The organism is Pyxidicoccus sp. MSG2 (genome assembly GCF_026626705.1).
Classification (GTDB): Bacteria; Myxococcota; Myxococcia; order Myxococcales; family Myxococcaceae; genus Myxococcus.
The window spans coordinates 12,113,174-12,130,328 of the sequence record NZ_JAPNKC010000001.1; the positions used below are offsets into that span (position 1 = coordinate 12,113,174).

At 68.7% G+C, this 17,155-nt stretch carries 18 protein-coding genes; 2 read left to right on the forward strand and 16 right to left on the reverse strand.

All coding sequences use genetic code 11. The annotated features are described in order from the left end of the window. Positions 1 to 74: 74 nt before the first annotated feature. The 15 genes from OV427_RS46130 to OV427_RS46200 all read right to left on the reverse strand — a co-directional run bounded on the left by OV427_RS46130 (position 75) and on the right by OV427_RS46200 (position 13,481). A complete protein-coding gene (locus OV427_RS46130; RefSeq protein ID WP_267862615.1) occupies positions 75 to 1,130 on the reverse strand; it encodes an alpha/beta hydrolase in 1,056 nt (351 codons plus the stop codon). Between the two features lie 89 nt (positions 1,131 to 1,219). Beyond that, positions 1,220 to 2,023 carry a DedA family protein gene (locus OV427_RS46135; protein ID WP_267862616.1) on the reverse strand — a complete coding sequence of 268 codons (804 nt, stop codon included), beginning with the start codon at positions 2,021 to 2,023 and terminating at the stop codon, positions 1,220 to 1,222. Positions 2,024 to 2,039: 16 nt separating this feature from the next. Further along, positions 2,040 to 3,035: a hypothetical protein gene (locus OV427_RS46140; protein ID WP_267862617.1), complete on the reverse strand. Its 996-nt coding sequence runs from the start codon at positions 3,033 to 3,035 to the stop codon at positions 2,040 to 2,042. Positions 3,036 to 3,065: 30 nt separating this feature from the next. Continuing rightward, the gene (locus tag OV427_RS46145) at positions 3,066 to 3,536 is read right to left on the reverse strand and encodes a Crp/Fnr family transcriptional regulator (protein ID WP_267862618.1); all 471 of its coding nucleotides are present in this window, start codon (positions 3,534 to 3,536) and stop codon (positions 3,066 to 3,068) included. Between the two features lie 37 nt (positions 3,537 to 3,573). Next, positions 3,574 to 4,089: a gamma carbonic anhydrase family protein gene (locus tag OV427_RS46150; RefSeq protein WP_267862619.1), complete on the reverse strand. Its 516-nt coding sequence runs from the start codon at positions 4,087 to 4,089 to the stop codon at positions 3,574 to 3,576. A gap of 48 nt (positions 4,090 to 4,137) precedes the next feature. After that, a complete protein-coding gene (gene miaB, locus OV427_RS46155; RefSeq protein WP_267862620.1) occupies positions 4,138 to 5,526 on the reverse strand; it encodes a tRNA (N6-isopentenyl adenosine(37)-C2)-methylthiotransferase MiaB in 1,389 nt (462 codons plus the stop codon). 73 nt (positions 5,527 to 5,599) lie between these two features. Further along, entirely contained in the window at positions 5,600 to 6,121 is a 522-nt protein-coding gene (locus tag OV427_RS46160) for a hypothetical protein (RefSeq protein WP_267862621.1), read from the reverse strand. 190 nt (positions 6,122 to 6,311) lie between these two features. Continuing rightward, positions 6,312 to 6,929, reverse strand: a complete 618-nt coding sequence (locus OV427_RS46165) for a hypothetical protein (RefSeq protein WP_267862622.1) — start codon at positions 6,927 to 6,929, stop codon at positions 6,312 to 6,314. After that, the gene (locus OV427_RS46170) at positions 6,926 to 7,300 is read right to left on the reverse strand and encodes a hypothetical protein (protein ID WP_267862623.1); all 375 of its coding nucleotides are present in this window, start codon (positions 7,298 to 7,300) and stop codon (positions 6,926 to 6,928) included. Before OV427_RS46170 ends, OV427_RS46165 begins: the two co-directional genes overlap by 4 nt. A gap of 147 nt (positions 7,301 to 7,447) precedes the next feature. Then, a complete protein-coding gene (locus tag OV427_RS46175) occupies positions 7,448 to 8,845 on the reverse strand; it encodes a VWA domain-containing protein (RefSeq protein ID WP_267862624.1) in 1,398 nt (465 codons plus the stop codon). A gap of 216 nt (positions 8,846 to 9,061) precedes the next feature. Then, positions 9,062 to 10,357 carry a class I SAM-dependent RNA methyltransferase gene (locus tag OV427_RS46180; protein WP_267862625.1) on the reverse strand — a complete coding sequence of 432 codons (1,296 nt, stop codon included), beginning with the start codon at positions 10,355 to 10,357 and terminating at the stop codon, positions 9,062 to 9,064. A gap of 42 nt (positions 10,358 to 10,399) precedes the next feature. Then, positions 10,400 to 10,795: a TIGR02266 family protein gene (locus tag OV427_RS46185; RefSeq protein ID WP_267862626.1), complete on the reverse strand. Its 396-nt coding sequence runs from the start codon at positions 10,793 to 10,795 to the stop codon at positions 10,400 to 10,402. A gap of 62 nt (positions 10,796 to 10,857) precedes the next feature. Beyond that, entirely contained in the window at positions 10,858 to 11,514 is a 657-nt protein-coding gene (locus tag OV427_RS46190; RefSeq protein ID WP_267862627.1) for a CoA transferase subunit B, read from the reverse strand. Between the two features lie 7 nt (positions 11,515 to 11,521). After that, a complete protein-coding gene (locus tag OV427_RS46195) occupies positions 11,522 to 12,220 on the reverse strand; it encodes a CoA transferase subunit A (protein ID WP_267862628.1) in 699 nt (232 codons plus the stop codon). A gap of 79 nt (positions 12,221 to 12,299) precedes the next feature. Further along, positions 12,300 to 13,481, reverse strand: coding sequence for a thiolase family protein (locus tag OV427_RS46200; RefSeq protein ID WP_267862629.1), 1,182 nt, complete (start codon positions 13,479 to 13,481; stop codon positions 12,300 to 12,302). Positions 13,482 to 13,936: 455 nt separating this feature from the next. Between OV427_RS46200 and OV427_RS46205 the strand changes: the two genes are divergently transcribed. Beyond that, positions 13,937 to 14,470: a hypothetical protein gene (locus tag OV427_RS46205; protein WP_267862630.1), complete on the forward strand. Its 534-nt coding sequence runs from the start codon at positions 13,937 to 13,939 to the stop codon at positions 14,468 to 14,470. Between the two features lie 31 nt (positions 14,471 to 14,501). Next, positions 14,502 to 15,371: an endonuclease/exonuclease/phosphatase family protein gene (locus tag OV427_RS46210; RefSeq protein WP_267862631.1), complete on the forward strand. Its 870-nt coding sequence runs from the start codon at positions 14,502 to 14,504 to the stop codon at positions 15,369 to 15,371. 114 nt (positions 15,372 to 15,485) lie between these two features. Here the strand turns inward: OV427_RS46210 and OV427_RS46215 are convergent, their stop codons facing one another. Beyond that, positions 15,486 to 17,153 (reverse strand): S-layer homology domain-containing protein, encoded by a 1,668-nt coding sequence (locus OV427_RS46215; RefSeq protein WP_267862632.1) that lies wholly within the window; start codon positions 17,151 to 17,153, stop codon positions 15,486 to 15,488. Between the last annotated feature and the right edge of the window lie 2 nt (positions 17,154 to 17,155).

Genomic DNA, 17,155 nt, shown 5'->3' on the forward strand with positions numbered 1-17,155 from the left:
ATCCAGCAACCCGCCAGGGCTCGCAAGAACAGGCGACACCGTGCTGTCGTTCAGGCCATTGCCGCGGTGGCGGGCTACTTCGAGGTCCGTGCAGAGGGAGTCGCCGATGCACCGAGGAAGCGGATGACCTCCTCCAGCAACAGGGCACGGCCCCGCTCCGGCCGGTCCAGGTGCACGAAGTGCGTGGCCCCGGGCAGCTCGACGGCCTTCACCTCCGCAGCGCGCTCCAGGTGCTCCTGCATGCGTGTCACGTCCTCGGGCCGGCTCCAGAAGTCCTTCTCGGAGCGGAGGATGAGGACGCGCGCGGTGATGGAGGCCGCGTCCCAGAGCTGCCGTCCGGTGGCCAGGTAGAAGCTGTCCTCCAGCGCGCCCGACGGCGCACGGAACGCGGGCGGCGTGCGCGAGCCCGACAGTGGATCGCTCGCGAGCGCCTCACGTTGAATGGCCTCGGCCACCTCCGGTGCGCGCCACTGCGCCTTGTCCTCGGTGGGGATGCTCCGGTCCCACACTCCGAGCAGCGAAGCCGCCGTGTTCCACCGGTACGCCTCCAGACCCTCGGCATTGAAGTGGCCGGGCCGCTTCGGGTCCTCGAAGTCCGTGCCGCGCCCGAGCATCCTGTGCTCCGCGCTCCCGGCGTACAGTGAGTTGAGGACGATGAGGTGGCTGACCTGCTCCGGGTAGAGGCTCGCGTACATGCCCGCCCAGTGGCCACCGGTGGCCCAGCCGAGAATCGCGACCTGCGCCTTCCGCGTGCGCTTCTTCACGAAGCCCACCACCGCCTGCACGTCGCGGACGACCTCGTGAGAGCTCACGAGCGGCCTACCCGACGCGGGCACGCTCATGGCCTTCGGTCGCGTGGAGCCACCGTAGCCCCGTGCATCCATGACGTAGACGGTGAACCCCGCGCGCGCGAGGTCCGCCGCAAGCGAGCCTCCCTCGACAGACAGGTCGAACGAGGCGCGCCCCGGGACTCGCGCGCCGTGGAGGCGGATGACGGGCGGCAGCGCCGGGGCCTTCGTCGTGGTGTCACGCACCTCGCGGACGGAGAGCGTCACCCCCGGCTCTCCGGGCACGCGCAGCTCCGCGCGTGACACCTCGGCCCGGGCGTTGCCCGCGAGCAGTGCTCCCATCAGGAGCAGGTTCCGAATGACGTGATGAACGCGCACCGCGGCCTCCCTTTCAGGACGGTCCGCGGATACTGACAGAAGGCGCCGCGAGGCTACGTCTTCTGCAGCGCTCCGCGCACGGGCTCGGACGCAACCCCCTTCTCGGGGCCCGAGGCCGCCGAGGTGACTTCCTTGAACAGGGGCTCGTTCTTGCCGGTGGCGGAATTGCGCGGGGACGAGGCCACCGGCTCCTGGACACGGGCCGCGACGGCCACGGCCTGTAACGCCGGGGTGACCGGGGCCGCCTTGCGGCGACGGCGGTACAGCACGTACGCCGCGACACCCGCGAGCAGCACGCCCATGACGACGTACTGGCCTTCCTTGAACTTGTCGATGAGGGTGTCGAGCTCGCTGCCGAAGTGGAAGCCGAGCCACACGAAGACGGGCGCGGACAGGAGCGCCGCGAGCCCGTCCCAGAAGATGAACCGCCAGTAGGACATGCCCACGGAGCCGGCGGTGAAGTACGTCACCGCGCGCACGCCGGGCATGAACCGGGCGATGCAGACGATCTTCTGCCCGTGTTTGGCGAACAGCCCTTCCACCTTGGCGCGCTTCTCGGCCGTGACGATGCGCGCGAAGAAACCCCCGCTGGCGCCCTCGTTGCGGCCCAGCTTCCCGCCCAGCCGGCGGCCGGCGAGGAAGATGAGGCTGTCACCCGCGAGGATGCCGGCGAAGCCCACCGCCATCATCACCGGCAGGCTGGCGGCGCCCTTGTGCGCCAGGAAGCCACCGAGGATGAGCGAGATGTCCTCGGGAAGCGGAATGCCCAGACCGCAGGCCACCAGGATGCTGAAGACGGTGGCATAGGCGACGAAGCCCTGTGCGTCGCCAAGCATGTGGGTGAGGAGTTCTTGCACGCGTTGTCCCGTCCGTTCACTTCCGGTGGGCCTGCCCGGGGTTTACCCGGTTCAGCCCATCCAGCGCCCAGGCATCAACCGGGCGCGGGTCGTCAAAACTCCGGGCCAGGGCCTTCAAACCGAAGTACCCCTGGCGGCCAGCCGCCTCGTAGGCCGCTTCCTGGGCGCCCGTGGCCATCAGCGCCAGCGCCCGGCTCAGCAAAGCCACCCCGAACTCCCCTACCGTCGCCTCCCCCACCCCTGCTGCGCGGGCCTCGCGGAGTGCCACCGCGCCGCCCGTCCACCTGCTCTCCAAGCGTGCACCCATCCGGGACGAAAGCACTCCCCGGGCGAACTCCCTGACGAAAGGCTCCATCTCCGGCCGCCGGGTGGCAGGTCCCACCACCAATACCCACCCGCGCCCCGTCTCCACCCTCCGGATGCTGCCTTCCGCGTCGAGCAGATTAACCACCACCTCCAGAGGCGGCTTGCCTTCTGGCAGGCCCAGGAGTCGTGCCGCCTGTTGAAGCGGCGCATCCAACAGAGGCAGCCAGGCGCGCTGTTCCGCACGGTACAGGTCCAGCGTCTCCGCCCGGAGCGCCGCCACCGGCCACTCGGCCTCCGCGCGGGCCAGCAGCGCTTCCAGCCCGTCCAGCCCGCGGGCCGTTCCGGAAGCCTGGGGCCCACCCAAGAGCCGGGCCAGGTAGTCCTCCACCGGCACGGGATGCGCGTCGAAGAAGGCCTGGGCCTGCGCCACCACCACCGGGGAGGCCGCCACCAGCGCGTCACGCACGCGCGTGCGGGCCGGGCCGTAGCGGTAGGCGGGCACCGGGTGCTCGCGGTAGCGCGGGCCGGCGTCGTAGCCCAGGCGGTTCAGCAGGGCGAACAGGGTGAAGACGCGGCCATCGGCCCTGACCTCGACGCCGCCAGCCGAGTACACGCTGGAGAACCAGTCCTCCGCCCCGGGCGCCTGCGCGAGCGCGGGCCCGGAAGCCCCGAGCAGGACGAAGATGACCAGGAGGGGGACACGCATGGGCGTGCCCCCGACGCTAGCACGGGGCCGTCAGGCGGCCGGGGCCTTTCCGACGAGCGTGCGCAGCATGTCCCGGTTGTCGCGCGCCTTCTGGCCGAAGTGGGCGACGATGCCCATCAACAGCTTCACGCACGCCTGCGGCTTGGAGGCCAACAGCTTCTGGAAATCCGAGGCGCGAATCTCAAGAGCCGAGACGTCCGTGGCGGCGGTGGCAGTGCACAGCCGCTCGCCCTTCTGGACCAGGGCCAGCTCCCCCAGGGGCTCGCCCGCGCCCACCTCGCCGAGGAGCACGTCGTCGCCCGAGGCGCTCTTCGCGCTCAGCCGCACGGTGCCCTCGCCGACGATGAGGAGTGACTCCCCCGTCTTGCCCTCGGTGAAGAGGGCGGTGCCCTTGGGGAACGCCCGGGGCACCGCGACGCCGGCGAAGATCTGGATGCCGGTGTCGGTGAAGCCCTTGAAGATGGGGCACGCCTTGAGGGTGGTCGCGGGCACTAAAGCCATGCGGAAATTCCTAACACGGGGCGCACGGGCCCGCGAGTCAGCGGCTCGCGCGGTGCTCGGCGGCGAGGTGGACGTAGTGCAGGGCGGAGAGCTGGAGGAACTCCCGCTCGGCGTCGGTAATCGGCCGCTTCACCTTGCCTGGAGAGCCAACGACCAGCGAGCCCGGGGGCACTTTCGTCCCGGGAGTCAGCAGCGCCCCGGCGCCGATGATGCACTCGTCCCCCACCTCGACGCCGTCCATGAGGATGGCGCCCATGCCCACCAGCACGCGGTTGCCCACGATGCAGCCGTGGAGGATGACCCGGTGGCCCACCGTGACGTCGTCGCCCACGTGGGTGGGGTGCTGCTCGGAGGTGACGTGGACCATGGTGAGGTCCTGGATGTTGGTGCGCTTGCCAATGCGGATGGGATTCACGTCCCCGCGCAGCACGGCGTTGAACCAGACGGAGGAGTCCTCGCCCAGCTCCACGTCGCCCACCACCTGGGCCGAGTCCTCCACGAAGCAGCTCGGGTGCACGCGGGGGGTGACCCCGCGGAACGGCCTCAACGCCATGACGTCACCTCGGTTGGGACGCGATCGGGCGGGACTGGGAACTGGAAGCTACGCCTCGGCGACGACGTGGAACGGCGAGGCAGCCGGAGCCAGGGGCAGCGGCTCCACGGTGGGCAGGGACAGCACGGAGAGCTGCTGGCCGGAGAGCGCGTTGGGCGTGGAGCGCTCCACCTTCACCTTCACCAGGGCGCCGGTGGGGGCATCCCCGTCGAAGTTGACGGTGCGGTTCTCCGGCGTGCGGCCGAAGCGCTTGGTGGCGTCGTAGCGCGAATGGCCCTCGACGAGCACCTCCACCTCCGAGCCCACCAGCGCCGCGGTGACTTCCGTGCTGATGCGCCGCTGCAGCTTCTGCAGGCGCTCCAGCCGGGCAATCTTCACCTCGTGCGGCACGGGGCCCCACTCGTTCTCCCGCAGGGCGGCGCCCGTCTTGGGGCGCGGGCTGAAGACGAAGGAGAACTGGTTGTCGTAGCGGACCTGCTCGGTCAGCTTCATCGTCATCTCGAACTCCTCCTCGGTCTCCCCGGGGAAGCCCACGATGATGTCGGTGGTGACGGCGATGCCCGGCCGCGCGGCGCGCAGCTTCTCCAGCCGCTCCAGGTACTGCACCACGGTGTAGTCGCGGCGCATCATCTTCAGGACGCGGTCGCTGCCGCACTGCACGGGCAGGTGGAAGTGCGGGGCAATCTTGGGCTGCGTGCGGAACGCTTCGATCAGCTCGTCGGACAGGTCGTGCGGGTGGCTGGTGGTGAAGCGCACGCGCTCGATGCCGGGAACCTCCGCGGTGCGCAGCAGCAACTGCGCGAAGGAGATGCCGCCCGCGTACGAGTTCACGTTCTGCCCGATGAGCGTCACCTCGCGCACGCCGACCTTCGCCAGGTCGTTGACCTCGAGGAGGACCTCCGGGAACGCCCGGCTGACTTCCCGGCCGCGGGTGTGGGGCACCACGCAGAACGAGCAGACGTTGTCGCAGCCCTTCATCACCGTGACGAACTCGGTGACCTTGCCGCGGGAGGTCTCCGGGTCGGCGCGCGGGAAGACGTACTCCTCGGAGTGGACGAAGGCGGCCTCCACCACGCGCGCGCGGTCCTCGGACACGCGGCCGATGATGTCCGGCAGCTTGGCGATGTTGTCGGGGCCGAAGACGAAGTCCAGGTACGGCACCTTCTTGAGGAGCTTGTCCTTCTCCTGCTGCGCGACGCAGCCGCCCACGCCGATGAGCGCGCCCCGGCTGGCCTTCACCGGCTTGTAGCGGCCGAGCGCGGACAGCATCTTGTCCTCCGCCTTCTCGCGGATGGCGCAGGTGTTGAGGATGATGAGGTCCGCGTTCTCGGGCACCGGAGTCGGCTCGTAGGACATCTTCGCCAGCACCTCGCTCATGCGGAGCGAGTCGTTGACGTTCATCTGGCAGCCGAAGGTGTGGATGAAGTAGCGCTTCATGTCAGAACCCTGAGGAAGAACGTGCCCTTATGCGATGCCCGGGCGCGGAATGCAACCTGACGCACGGCCCGATTCATCCCCGACTGAGCAGGCGCGTCATCCGGGTGTGCAGCTCCACCAATTCCGTCTCCCTGGCACGCAGGAGGGCCAGGGTCTCCGGACCGAAGCGCCGGCCCAGGGCCTCGGTGGCGCGCTCCTGCTTCGTCAGCTCCTCGCGAAGCCGGGTGCGCAGGTCCTCCACGTCGGGGGTGTTGGCGCCCTCCACCTGGCGGAGCTTGTCCTGGAGCTTCAGGGCGGCCCAGCGCCGGCCGCAGAAGGAGCGCAGCATGGAGGTGAGCTGCTCCGCCGCCTTGGAGTCCAGCCCGGAGACGCGCAGCGCCTCCGTGTGGGCCCGGCCGAGCGCGTCCGTCCCCTGCCCTGCCTCGGCGTGGGACAGGTAGGCCTGCTGGTAGCGGACCAGGGAGTCGAGCAGGGCGCCGTCCACCGGCCGGTACGCCATGCGGAGGGTGCGGTCATCGGCGGCGTCCAGGTTGGTGGAGCGCTCGAAGTTCCGGACATCCTGAAAGCCAGCGTCGTCGAAGAGGGAAGGTGCCATGGATTGCTCTCGCATCTAACAGCCCGGAGCGCCGGGTTGTAGCGACTCCGACCGGGGCCGTCGTGTCTGGAGGCAGGCGGTCGTTGTACCCTGGATAAATGGGAAATCGCGCTTGGAACCTGAAGCAGGGCCGCGGCTGTGGATCACCCGGTAGCCGCGGTGCAGGCGCGCACCTCACGCCGGAGCATCGTCAAGGCAGGTTGGCCAGATCATCCGTGAAGAACGCATCCAGCAGCGTGGGGGCGGGGTCCGTGCTGAGGTAGTTGAGCTGCCCGATACGAAGGCCCGGTAGCGGCACTGTCGCCAGCGACAGCGGAAATGGCCGGCAGTTCAGCACGCGCTCCGTATGGCGAGCCAACAGGTCCGCCTGGGCCTTGCCCACATTCCGAGGCTCCAGGCTCAGTATGGGGCGGGAGGTACGGCCCGTGGGGTATCGCGTCTGGGTCGTCACGTAGACGATGTACAGAGGCGCGAGGACGCTCACGGCAACGGCCCACCGGGTCACCTGCCTGTTCCCGTCCGGCTGCGGTTCCTCTTTGTAGAGCTGACAGCGAAGGCACGCGGACACGAAGGGTTGAGTTCCTCCGCCAAGGGCATGCTCTGGGTGGGTTGCCCGAAGGTCCTCGACGAAGGCCCCCCACTCCTTCCAATCGAGCGCCGTCTTCCACGCGTCGATGAAGCGCTGGTGCTCAGGCGTGCGGTGATGCGCGGGGATGGACTCGCTTGCGTCATCCTCCTCGGGAGGAAACCCTCGTGGGTAGAACTGCCCGGCCCAATCAACGAGTGTCTCTTGTGTCAGGTCGCTCATCGCCTGGAATCCATCGGGGTATCGAAGCGCACGGTTTCGATCCCCGGGGTGCGGCACTCCGAAACCCGGGCACCGGCAATCTCATCCTTGAGCAGTCGCTCGTAGCGCCTTCTGAACTGGATGCAGTGTACGGCAATCATCTCCCCCGGCCGCGCCGCAGCCAGTACCCATTGGGCGGCCTGATTTGCGAGCTCCGCCGAGAGCCACCGAGCCTCCATCAGGGGAATATCCCCTTGCTGGCCATTGCGCAGGGGCAGTCCCACTTCGAACTTGCAGACATCGGTGGCCCCCGAGTCGCCCTCGGTGACGCGCGCGTTGATGCAGACGGCTCTCCATCCATCAGGCAGCGCTCTGCTGTCCGCTTCGACCACCGTCGTGAACCGGAAATGCTCCGGGGAGATGCGTCCCGCGACGGAATTGCTCCCATGGGCACATCCATATAGCCCTGTTGCCATCCATAGGACGGCCACGAGTCGAGCCAGGTGCGTCCACCGTGGGCGCGGCGAATTCTGCATCCGTCACGCCGGCACGAGCTGGTCCGCGATGCGGGCCAGGTCCGACACGGACGTAACGACCACGGCCTGGTGGCAGTGCTTCTCGTACGTGAGCATCTCGCTGTCGCCGATGCCCCAGTTGCCGCGCTCCTCGGGGCAGATCCACAGGAGGCGCTTCGCCTTGCGGCGCAGGTCCTTCAGCGCCCACGCGTTGTTCGCGTTGTAGTTGTTCCGCCCGTCGCCAATCACCATCACCGTGGTGCGGCGGGTGATGCTGCCCAGGTGGTCTCGCGTGAAGTCCGCCAGCGCGCGCCCGTAGTTCGAGTTCGCGCTCAGCGACACCGTCTTGCCCGCGGTGGCCATGTCGATGGCCTCGTCGACGTCCAGGTCCTTGAAGTACTGCGTCACTTCACCCACGTCGGACACGAAGACGAACGAGCGCACGCGCACGAACAAGGACTGCAGCGTGTGCATGAACAGCAACATCATCCGTGACGCGTTCCGCACCGAGTCGGACACGTCGCACAGGACGACCAGCTCCGGGCGCTCCGGCCGGCGACGCCGGAACTGAGGCACCATGGGCACCCCGCCCCACGGCATGTTGCGGCGCAGGGTGCGGCGCACGTTCAGCGCGCCCCTCCGGTGTGAGCGCTGCTTGCGGATGAGCCGGCTGCGCAGCTTCTCCGCGAGTGTCCGCACGGCGGACTCCATCTGGTCCACCTCCGCCTGCGTCAATAGATGCAATGGCTTGTCCTGCACCGTGTCCGTGCGGCGGCGGATGCGAGCCTCGGCCTGGCGCTTCACCTCCTGGCGCGCGGCCTCTTCAATCTTCCGCATCGCGGCCGCGACATGCCGGGACACAATCTCCACGCCCTCGGGAGCCAGGCCGCGCGCACGCAGCTCATCCTCCAGGGACTTCATGTCGGAGCGGGCCTTCTCCATGCCCGCGCCGGCCAGCAATCGCCGAGAGAAGAAGCCGGCCTGGAGCGGGCTCTCCAATTGCGACAGGTCCAACTGGAGCGACGCCATCCGGAAGATCTGCGCCAGCCGCGCCCGGTCTCCCTCGAGGATGGCCTGCGCCAGCGGAGACATCTCCGGCAGCAGCTGCGCCATCTGGATGATGACCATCTTCAGCAGGTCGCCCTCCAGGTAGCCCTCTTCCTTGAGCTGGTCCGCCAGCGACTTGTCGATGCCCTCGAACGTCTTCGCCGCGCCGGAGAAGTAGAAGTCGAACGCGCGGTTGAACGTGTCCACGTCCAGCTCGCGCTTCACCAGCGTGGTGCGGAGCACGGAGCGGAACACGCCCCGTTCCTTCAGCCCCACCTCGGCGGTGGCGCGCAGGGCGTCCTGGACCTCGGACGTACTGACGCGCACGCCGTTCTGGCGGAGCACTTCGGCGAACTCGACGATGCGGGCATCCACCCAACCATCATGTCCGGGCCCGGCTCCGGCGCAATCCGGAATGAGGCAGGCGTGAGCAGGCGGTCGCTTCCCCTCCTGGTACACGCGGTGTAATCACTAAAATTCCTTGAGATGCAGATTAAGCGGGTATCGCTCCACTCTGGAGTGGCGCTCCACCCCGGAAGCAGCCCGCGCAACCCGAGAAGCCGAATACGTACTTTCAGTGCGGGTTGCCCTTCAAGCCTTCCGCTCGAAGGACATGACGGCTTCCACGTGGTGCGTCTGGGGGAACATGTCCACCACCTGGAGGGCCAGGGGCTTGTAGCCCGCCTCGACCAGCCCCGCCGCGTCGCGGGCGAGGGAGGCTGGATCGCACGCCACGTAGACCACCCGGCGCACGCCCAGGGCCGTCATCCACTTCGCCAGCCCGGGCGCTCCGGTGCGCGGCGGGTCCGCCAGGCACACGTCGAACTTCCGCCCTTCCGACACCAGCCCATCGCACGCCTTGCGCGCGTCGCCCTGGATGAAGCGCACGTTCCCCACCCCACCCTCGCGCGCGCTGCGCTGGGCCAACTCCACGCCCACGGGTGAGGACTCCACGCCCAGCACGGACGCGGAACCGGCCGCCAACGGGAAGGTGAAATTGCCATTCCCCGAGTACAGCTCCAGCACGGAGTCGCCGTCCCGCGCCGCCAGCTCGTACACGGCCGCCGTGACGAGCCCCACGTTGGCCTCGGCATGCGCCTGCGCGAAGGCATCCGGCCGCAGGTACAGGGGCACCTCTGGCCGCAGCGGCGAGTACGAGCGCAGCACCGGCTTCCCCAGCACGCGCGGCGAGCCCTCCTTCGGCACCAGCACCGCGCCCTCCAGCCGCAGTGCTCGCACCGCCGCCTCCGCCGCCTCCACGTGCCGCGCCGTCACCGGCCCTGTCAGATTCACAGCGAAGGCGGCCTTGTCGCCCTCGGCCAGCAGGAGCACCTCCTCGGTGTCCTTCGCCAGCGGCTTGAGCAGCGGAGCCAGCTTCCCCGGCAGCTCCCTCAACACGGGCGTCAGCGCCCCGCACTCCGTCACGGGGACGCGCTCATGGCTCCGCCGCCCGAAGTACCCCAGCGTCCCCTTCCCCGTCGGGTGCAGCACCGCGCGGCGCCGGTAGCTCCAATCCCGGGGCGCCACCAGCAGCGGCCGCACGGTGAAGGACGTCCTCGACAGATGGCCCAGGTGCTCCAGGGTGGAGAGGACGATCTCCTGCTTCGCGGCCCGCTGCGCCGGCTCGGCCAGCCCCAGCCAGTCACAGCCGCCACATTCGCCAGCATAGGGGCACTGCGGCTCGCGCCGGTCCGGCCCGGGCGTCACCACCTGCCGCAAGAGCCCTCGGAGCACACGCCCCTGCACCTCCAGGTGCACGCGCACGGTGTCGCCGGGGAAGGCGCCTGGGATGAACACGGTGCGCCCCTGCCAGGAGGCCACGCCCTCGCCGAGCTGGCCCAGGCGCTCAATCTTCAATTCAACGGGAGTCTCAGGTAACGGCTGCATTCAGGGGCTCGGTGGGCGGCGCCCTGGACCGAGCGCCACCTGTCACTTCCGGGTAACCACGGCCGGCTCGTCCGGGGGGAACTCCGTGCGCAGGCGCTCCACGAACTCCCCGATGCGCGACCGCTTCTCATCGTCAACGTCCACGAACTCCACCGCCATCCCCGGCGACTGATTCGCCGCGTGCGAGCCCGGGGCATTGGTGCGCGTCACCCGGCCCTTCAGCTCCACCGGGAAGTGCGCGCCGGGCAGCGTCACCAGCAGGCGCACCACCGTGTCCACCGGCAGCGGCTTGTCGGTGTTGATGTACAGGCCCCCGCGCGACAGGTTCACCGCCCAGTCCGTCACGAACCCGGCCACGCTGCTGTAGGCCACGGGCAGCTCGTACTCGACGCGCGGCGCGCGGTCACTGGGGTTGGACTTCTGCGAAGTGTCGGCCATGGATGGAGTCCCCCGCGGGCTCGTAACCTCAACCCGCGGGGCGCCACCCTAGCCCCGTGCGCTCAGAATTTCATCTCGCGCACGTCCGGAGCGACCTTCAGCGTCGGCTCCGTCAGCTTCCGCACCTGCTCCACCGTCACGCCGGGGGCCACCTCGCGCAGCACCAACCCCTCGGGCGTCACGTCGATGTACGCGTGGTCCGAGACGATGTGGTGCACGCACTTGAGGCCCGTCAGCGGCAGCGAGCACTTCTTGAGGATCTTCGGCTGGCCATCCTTGTTGGCGTGCTCCATGGCCACGTAGATGCGCCTGGCACCCACCGCGAGGTCCATGGCGCCGCCCATCCCCTTCACCATCTTCCCGGGGATCATCCAGTTGGCCAGGTCACCCTCTTCGCTGACCTCCATGGCGCCCAGGACGGCCATGTCGATGTGGCCGCCGCGGATCATCCCGAACGACAGCGCGGAGTCGAAGAACGACGCGCCCTTCACCGTCGTCACCGTCTCCTTGCCGGCGTTGATGAGGTCCGGGTCCTCGGTCCCCTCGACGGGGTACGGGCCGATGCCGAGCAGGCCGTTCTCCGACTGGAGCACTACCTCCACGCCGGCCGGGATGTAGTTGGAGACGAGCGTGGGGATGCCGATGCCCAGGTTGACGTAGAAGCCGTCCTTCAGCTCCTGGGCGATGCGCATCGCAATCTGTTCACGAGTCAGTGGCATGGGCTCCTCACGCCTGCTTGCGGACGGTGCGCCGCTCGATCCACTTCTTGAGGTTCTTCGCCTGGACGATGCGGTGCACGAAGATGCTCGGGAGGTGCACCATGTCCGGGTCCAGCTCGCCCGGCTGCACGATGTGCTCCACCTCGACGATGGTCGTCTTCGCGGCCATGCACATCATGGGCGAGAAGTTCCGCGCGGTCTTGTTGAACACCAGGTTGCCCCAGGTGTCCGCCTTCCACGCGTGGATGATGGCGAAGTCCGCCTTCAGCGGCTTCTCCAGGACGTGGAGCCGGCCGTCGATCATCCGCGTCTCCTTGCCCTCGGCCACCTGCGTCCCGGCGCCCGTGGGGGTGAAGAAGCCGCCGATGCCGCAGCCGCCGGCGCGGATGCGCTCGGCCAGGGTGCCCTGCGGATTCAGCTCCACCTCCAGCTCGCCGGAGAGGAACTGCCGCTCGAACTCCTTGTTCTCACCCACGTAGCTGGACACCATCTTCTTCACCTGCTTGTTCTGAAGAAGGATGCCGAGCCCGAGCTCGGTGGTGCCGCAGTTGTTGGCGATGATGGTGAGGTGCTTCACGCCCTTGCGATGAAGCGCCTCGATGAGATTCTCAGGGTTGCCGCACAGGCCGAAGCCGCCGCTCATGAGCGTGCAGCCATCCGGGATGTCGGCGACCGCCTCGTCCGCGTTCGCGTAGACCTTGTTCATCCGCCCTCCCGATACGGAAACGGGGTGAAGGCCGGAAAGGCCCCCACCCCGCCCCTCTTCCCCGAAGGGAAGAGGGAGATTACCTCTCCACCATCAGCGCGATGCCCTCGCCGCCGCCGATGCACAGCGACGCGACGCCCCGCTTCTTGCCCAGGTCCTTCATCGTGTGCAGCAGCGTCACCAGCACGCGCGCGCCCGAGGCGCCAATCGGGTGGCCGAGCACCACCGCGCCGCCGCGCACGTTCACCTTCGACGGATCCAACCCGAGGATGCGGTTGTTGGCCAGCGACACCACCGCGAACGCCTCGTTGATCTCCCACAGGTCCACGTCACCCGCGGCGAGGCTCTTCTTCTTCAGCAGCTTGTTGATGGCGTCCGCCGGAGCAATCGTGAACTCCACCGGCTTGCGAGCGGCCTGGTCGTAGCCGGTGATCCGGCCCAGGATGGTGCGGCCCTCCGCCTTGGCGCGCTCCTCGCTCATCAGCACCAGCGCCGCGGCGCCGTCGTTGATGGAGGACGCGTTGGCGGCCGTCACCGTGCCGTCCTTCTTGAAGACGGGCTTGAGGCCCGGAATCTTGTCCGGCTTCGCGTTGCGGGGACCCTCGTCATCAGTGACGGTGACGACGTCCTCCGGCTTCTTGCCGGGGATCTGCACCGGGACGATCTCCGCCGTGAAGAGGCCTTCCTTCTGGGCCTGGATGGCGCGGCGGGTGGACTCGAGCGCGAACTCGTCCTGCTGCGCGCGGCTGATGCCCTGCGAGGTGGAGCACTCCTCCGCGCACAGGCCCATGTGGACGTTGCCGTACACGTCCCAGAGGCCGTCGTGGATCATCGCGTCCTTGAACTCCACGTTGCCCATGCGGGCGCCGCCGCGCATGGTGTGGCTGAGGTAGGGCGCGTTGCTCATGGACTCCATGCCGCCAGCGACGACGACGTCCACGTCACCCAGGGCAATGGCCTGCGCGCCCGCGATGACGGCCTTCAGGCCGGAGCCACAGACCTTGTTCAGCGTGGTGGCGGGAACCGTCTCTGGGATTCCAGCGAAGATGGTCGCCTGGCGGGCGGGCGCCTGGCCCACACCGGCCTGGAGCACGCAGCCCATCACCACTTCCTGGACGGCCTCCGGCTTCACGCCAGCGCGCTCGAGCGCCGCCTTGATGGCGACCGCGCCCAGCTGCGGGGCCGTCAGCTTGGACAGCGCGCCCTGGAAGGAGCCGATGGGAGTACGGGCCGCGCCCACGATGACGACTTCACGAGCCATGAAAACTGCCTCCGTTCGAGGATGACCGAATGACCTTCGGTAACAGCGACGAGGGCCCTTATCACCGGGCACTCCCTGGAGTTCAAGCGTCCTCGCTCGGGCTCCAGACGGGAGCGTCCACTGTGCATGGCGCACCGCGACATCCGTCGTAACCCCTTGACTGGACAGGGGTCAGGCTCCGGACGGGAGGCCCGGGCCCCGCCCGACCGGTCGGACGGCGACACGTCCTTCACGGAGTCACCCGGTGACAGGTGGCCCGGGGCCCGCGGGCAGTGAGGCCGCACGCCCGAAAGCCCCGCCCGGAAGGGCCGCGCGGACAGGCGGTCAGCACCGGGACGCGCACCATCACACCCGCCGGGGCGCCTCACCGTCCTGCGTGACCCCGAGGTGGTGACGTGCCGGAACGCTCAGGCGCACCGGGCACCCACCGCCTCCCATCCGAGGAGCATGCCACCATGCAGCGACCTGTCCGTTCCCTTTCCCACGCCGCCCTGCTCGCGGCGCTCTGCCTGCTGACGAGCGTTTCCTCCGCCCTGGCCGCGCCTCGCTGGGGCTCGTTCAAGAAGGACCAGTGCACGGCAGCGGGGCTCCGACAGCATTCCTCCGTCCTCCACGACATCCAGGGCTCCTGGGAGGAGGCCTGCTTCAAGACGGGCGCCACCATCGAAGGCCACACCTTCGCGCAGCCGGCCCGCTGCAAGAACGCCACCTTCAACATGTGGGGCGAGTTCGACGTCCCGGACGAAAGCTGCATGCCCCACTGGGGAGACTTCAAGGCCGACCACTGCGTCGGCGTGGGCCTGAAGCAGTACTCCGCCGTCCTCTGGAACATCAAGGACTTCTCCTGGGAGGACGCGTGCATGACGATGCCCGCGCAGATCAACGGCGTGCAGTACGAGCACCCCACGCGGTGCCGGCACAGCGGCCTCAACATGTGGGGCGAGTTCGACGTCCCGGATACGTCCTGCGGCCCCGCCCCCATCCCCTGAGCCGCCGCGCGAGGAAACGAGGCCAACTGCCATGAACAGCCACACCCGTCACTTCACGCGACTGCTCCCGCTCCTGCTCGTCCTGGGGACCGCGAGCCTGGCCTGGGCGGACACCCCGGTGCGCATCGTCACCTGGAATGTCCATCCGCGCAGCATCGCCGGGGAGACTCCCGAGGGCCGGATGAACCGCCTGCTCACCTTCGCCGCAGGCCAGGGCGTCGACATCATCGCCTTCCAGGAGGTGCCCCGCTCGCTCCTCAACACCCCGGCCCGGCTGGACCCGCTGATGGCCGCGGCGACGCAGGCGGGGTTCGAGGTCGCCGCCCTGCCGGGCGAATACCCGAACACGCCGGGCCGGACCCCCACGTCCAACATCCACAACGCATACATGGTGCTCTACAACCCCAACGTCGTCACGCCCGCCAACGTCGCACCCGGGACGGATCCGGCGATGACCTTCTTCCGTCCCGAGCTCTTCACCCAGGGCCCCCTCAACCAGGCACGGCCTCCGGCGACGCTCACCTTCGACGTGCGGCACGCGGATGGAGGCACGTCGCCCCTGCACCTGCTCACCTGGCACAACGAAGCGGGCTCGCTGGCCGCCGGGCACGTGCGGCAACTGGAGGGCGCCATCCAGAATCATCTGGCGACGCAGCAGGGTAACTGGGTCGTCGTGGGAGACTTCAATGTCGCGGACTCGACCGCGGAGATGCAGGACCTGGACGCGGATTACCACCTGCTCACCCACGACGAGAACGGCATCGACCACATCCTGTCCAATGCCACCATCACCAACGTCGTCAACGACGACGCGGCCCATCCCATCGACCCCCGGTTCAGGAGCGATGGGCGCCATCTGGCCCTGTTCGGTGAGCTGAACATCCCCCGCGGGTCCCAGTAGCTTCCGCGGGCGCGGACGGTGTCAGCCGTCCGCGCCCGCGACATGGGAACGGCCGGGCTCCCATGGCAGGAAGCCCGGCCGCCTCGCAATCACGTGCTGGATGCCTCGGGACTACTACCGCAGCCCGGCCGCGTACTCGCGCAGCATCTGCGGGACGCCGGAGGTCGTCCCGTCGAAGCGGAAGTACGCGTCGAAGTCCCAGTCGAGCGGGCGCGGCTCGTTGCGCAGGTAGCCGTGCCCGGCAATCCACAGGCACTGGGTGTCCGCCGGGCGCCCCTCCATGTCACGCAGGTCGCTCAGGATGTAGTTCACCGCGTTGATGTCGCTCTGGGCCACGGGGTTGCCGCCCTCGGTGGCCAGCGAGTTGAACCCGCGCCCGAGGATGCCTCCCGCGGTGTTGCGGAACCACTCGCTGTAGATGGCGCCGCCGCCCTGCTCTCCCACGTCATACGGGTGCGTGGCGATGAAGGCGTTGCGGAAGAGCTGGCCGCCGTACCGGTTGTCGTTGAACCACTTCAGGTTCCACATCATGTCCGAGAAGAAGTTGTAGATGGCGTTGCGGCCGGCCGCGTCGTACGCCGGCTTGTACTCCATGGGCGGAGTCCCCACCGCCATGCGCCGGCCGGCGCCCTCCAGGCCGTTGATGCCGTTCATCACGAAGGCCACCTTCTCCGCGTAGGCCCAGCGGTTGGTGACGGCGGGCGGACGCGTGGGCTCGTTGTCGATCTGCACGATGCGCACGCCCATGTCGTAGAGCGCACTGGCGGCGCTGACGTGCCGGTCGAGGATGTACTGCGGCGCGTTGTCGAACGACTGGCCAAAGTCCCAGACGAGCCGGACCACCGGGGTGATGCCCTCCTGGTGCATGCGCTGGATGGTGGGGTTCATCGCCCACGGGTCATTCACGTTCACCAGGATCACCGAGAAGCCCACGCCCATCTGCTTCACGCGGCGCAGGACGTCCCGCTCGCGCGCGTCGTTGTAGCTGCCCTGCGCCGGCCCCCAGTGCAGGCCCAGGCGGCTGCCCACCCAGATGCCGGAGATGACCTGGAAGCCGTTGTAGACGCTCCGGCCGATGACGTTGCGGCACGGCACCGTGTAGTTGTTGGCACGCGTGAGGATCTGCGCCATCTCCGCGCGAGACACGAAGCGCTCCGGGCAGAAGTTGGGCCTGTCGCCGTTGCGGCCGCAGCCGGGGATGTACTCGGCGGCGTTCTCCACCCAGCCGCCCGCCCAGTAGCCGCCGGGCACGTCGGCGTAGATGCCGCGCATGCCCGGCTGGCCGAAGACGCCGCGCAGGCGCTGGGTGAACACCGCCATCTGCGCGCGAGTCACCGGGTCCTCGGGACAGTAGTAGCCGCTGCCACAGCCGGTGGTGATGCCGTCGTCAGCGGCCTTCTTGATCCACTTCGCGGCCCAGTAGCTCGGAGGCACGTCCGTGTAGACGTTGCTCGTCGGGTTGGGCAGCGTGTTGTCGATGTTGGGGCCGTACTTCGCGCGCATGAGGAACACGGCCATCTCCGCCCGCGTGACGTTGCGGGTGGGACAGAAGCTGGTAGCGGAGCAGCCCTTCGTCACACCCGACGCGGCCAGCGCTTGAATCTCCGTCCAGGCCTCGTTGTTGGCGGCGACGTCGTCGAAGTAGACGCAGGCGCCGTTCTGCGTCGCCGCTCCCTCCACGGCGCCGACTTCCTCCTGGGGCTGTGACGGCTGCGACGATTCCGACGGGCCACAGCCGGCGACGGCCAGCATGGCGAGCACGCACACTGCATTGCGAATCATGG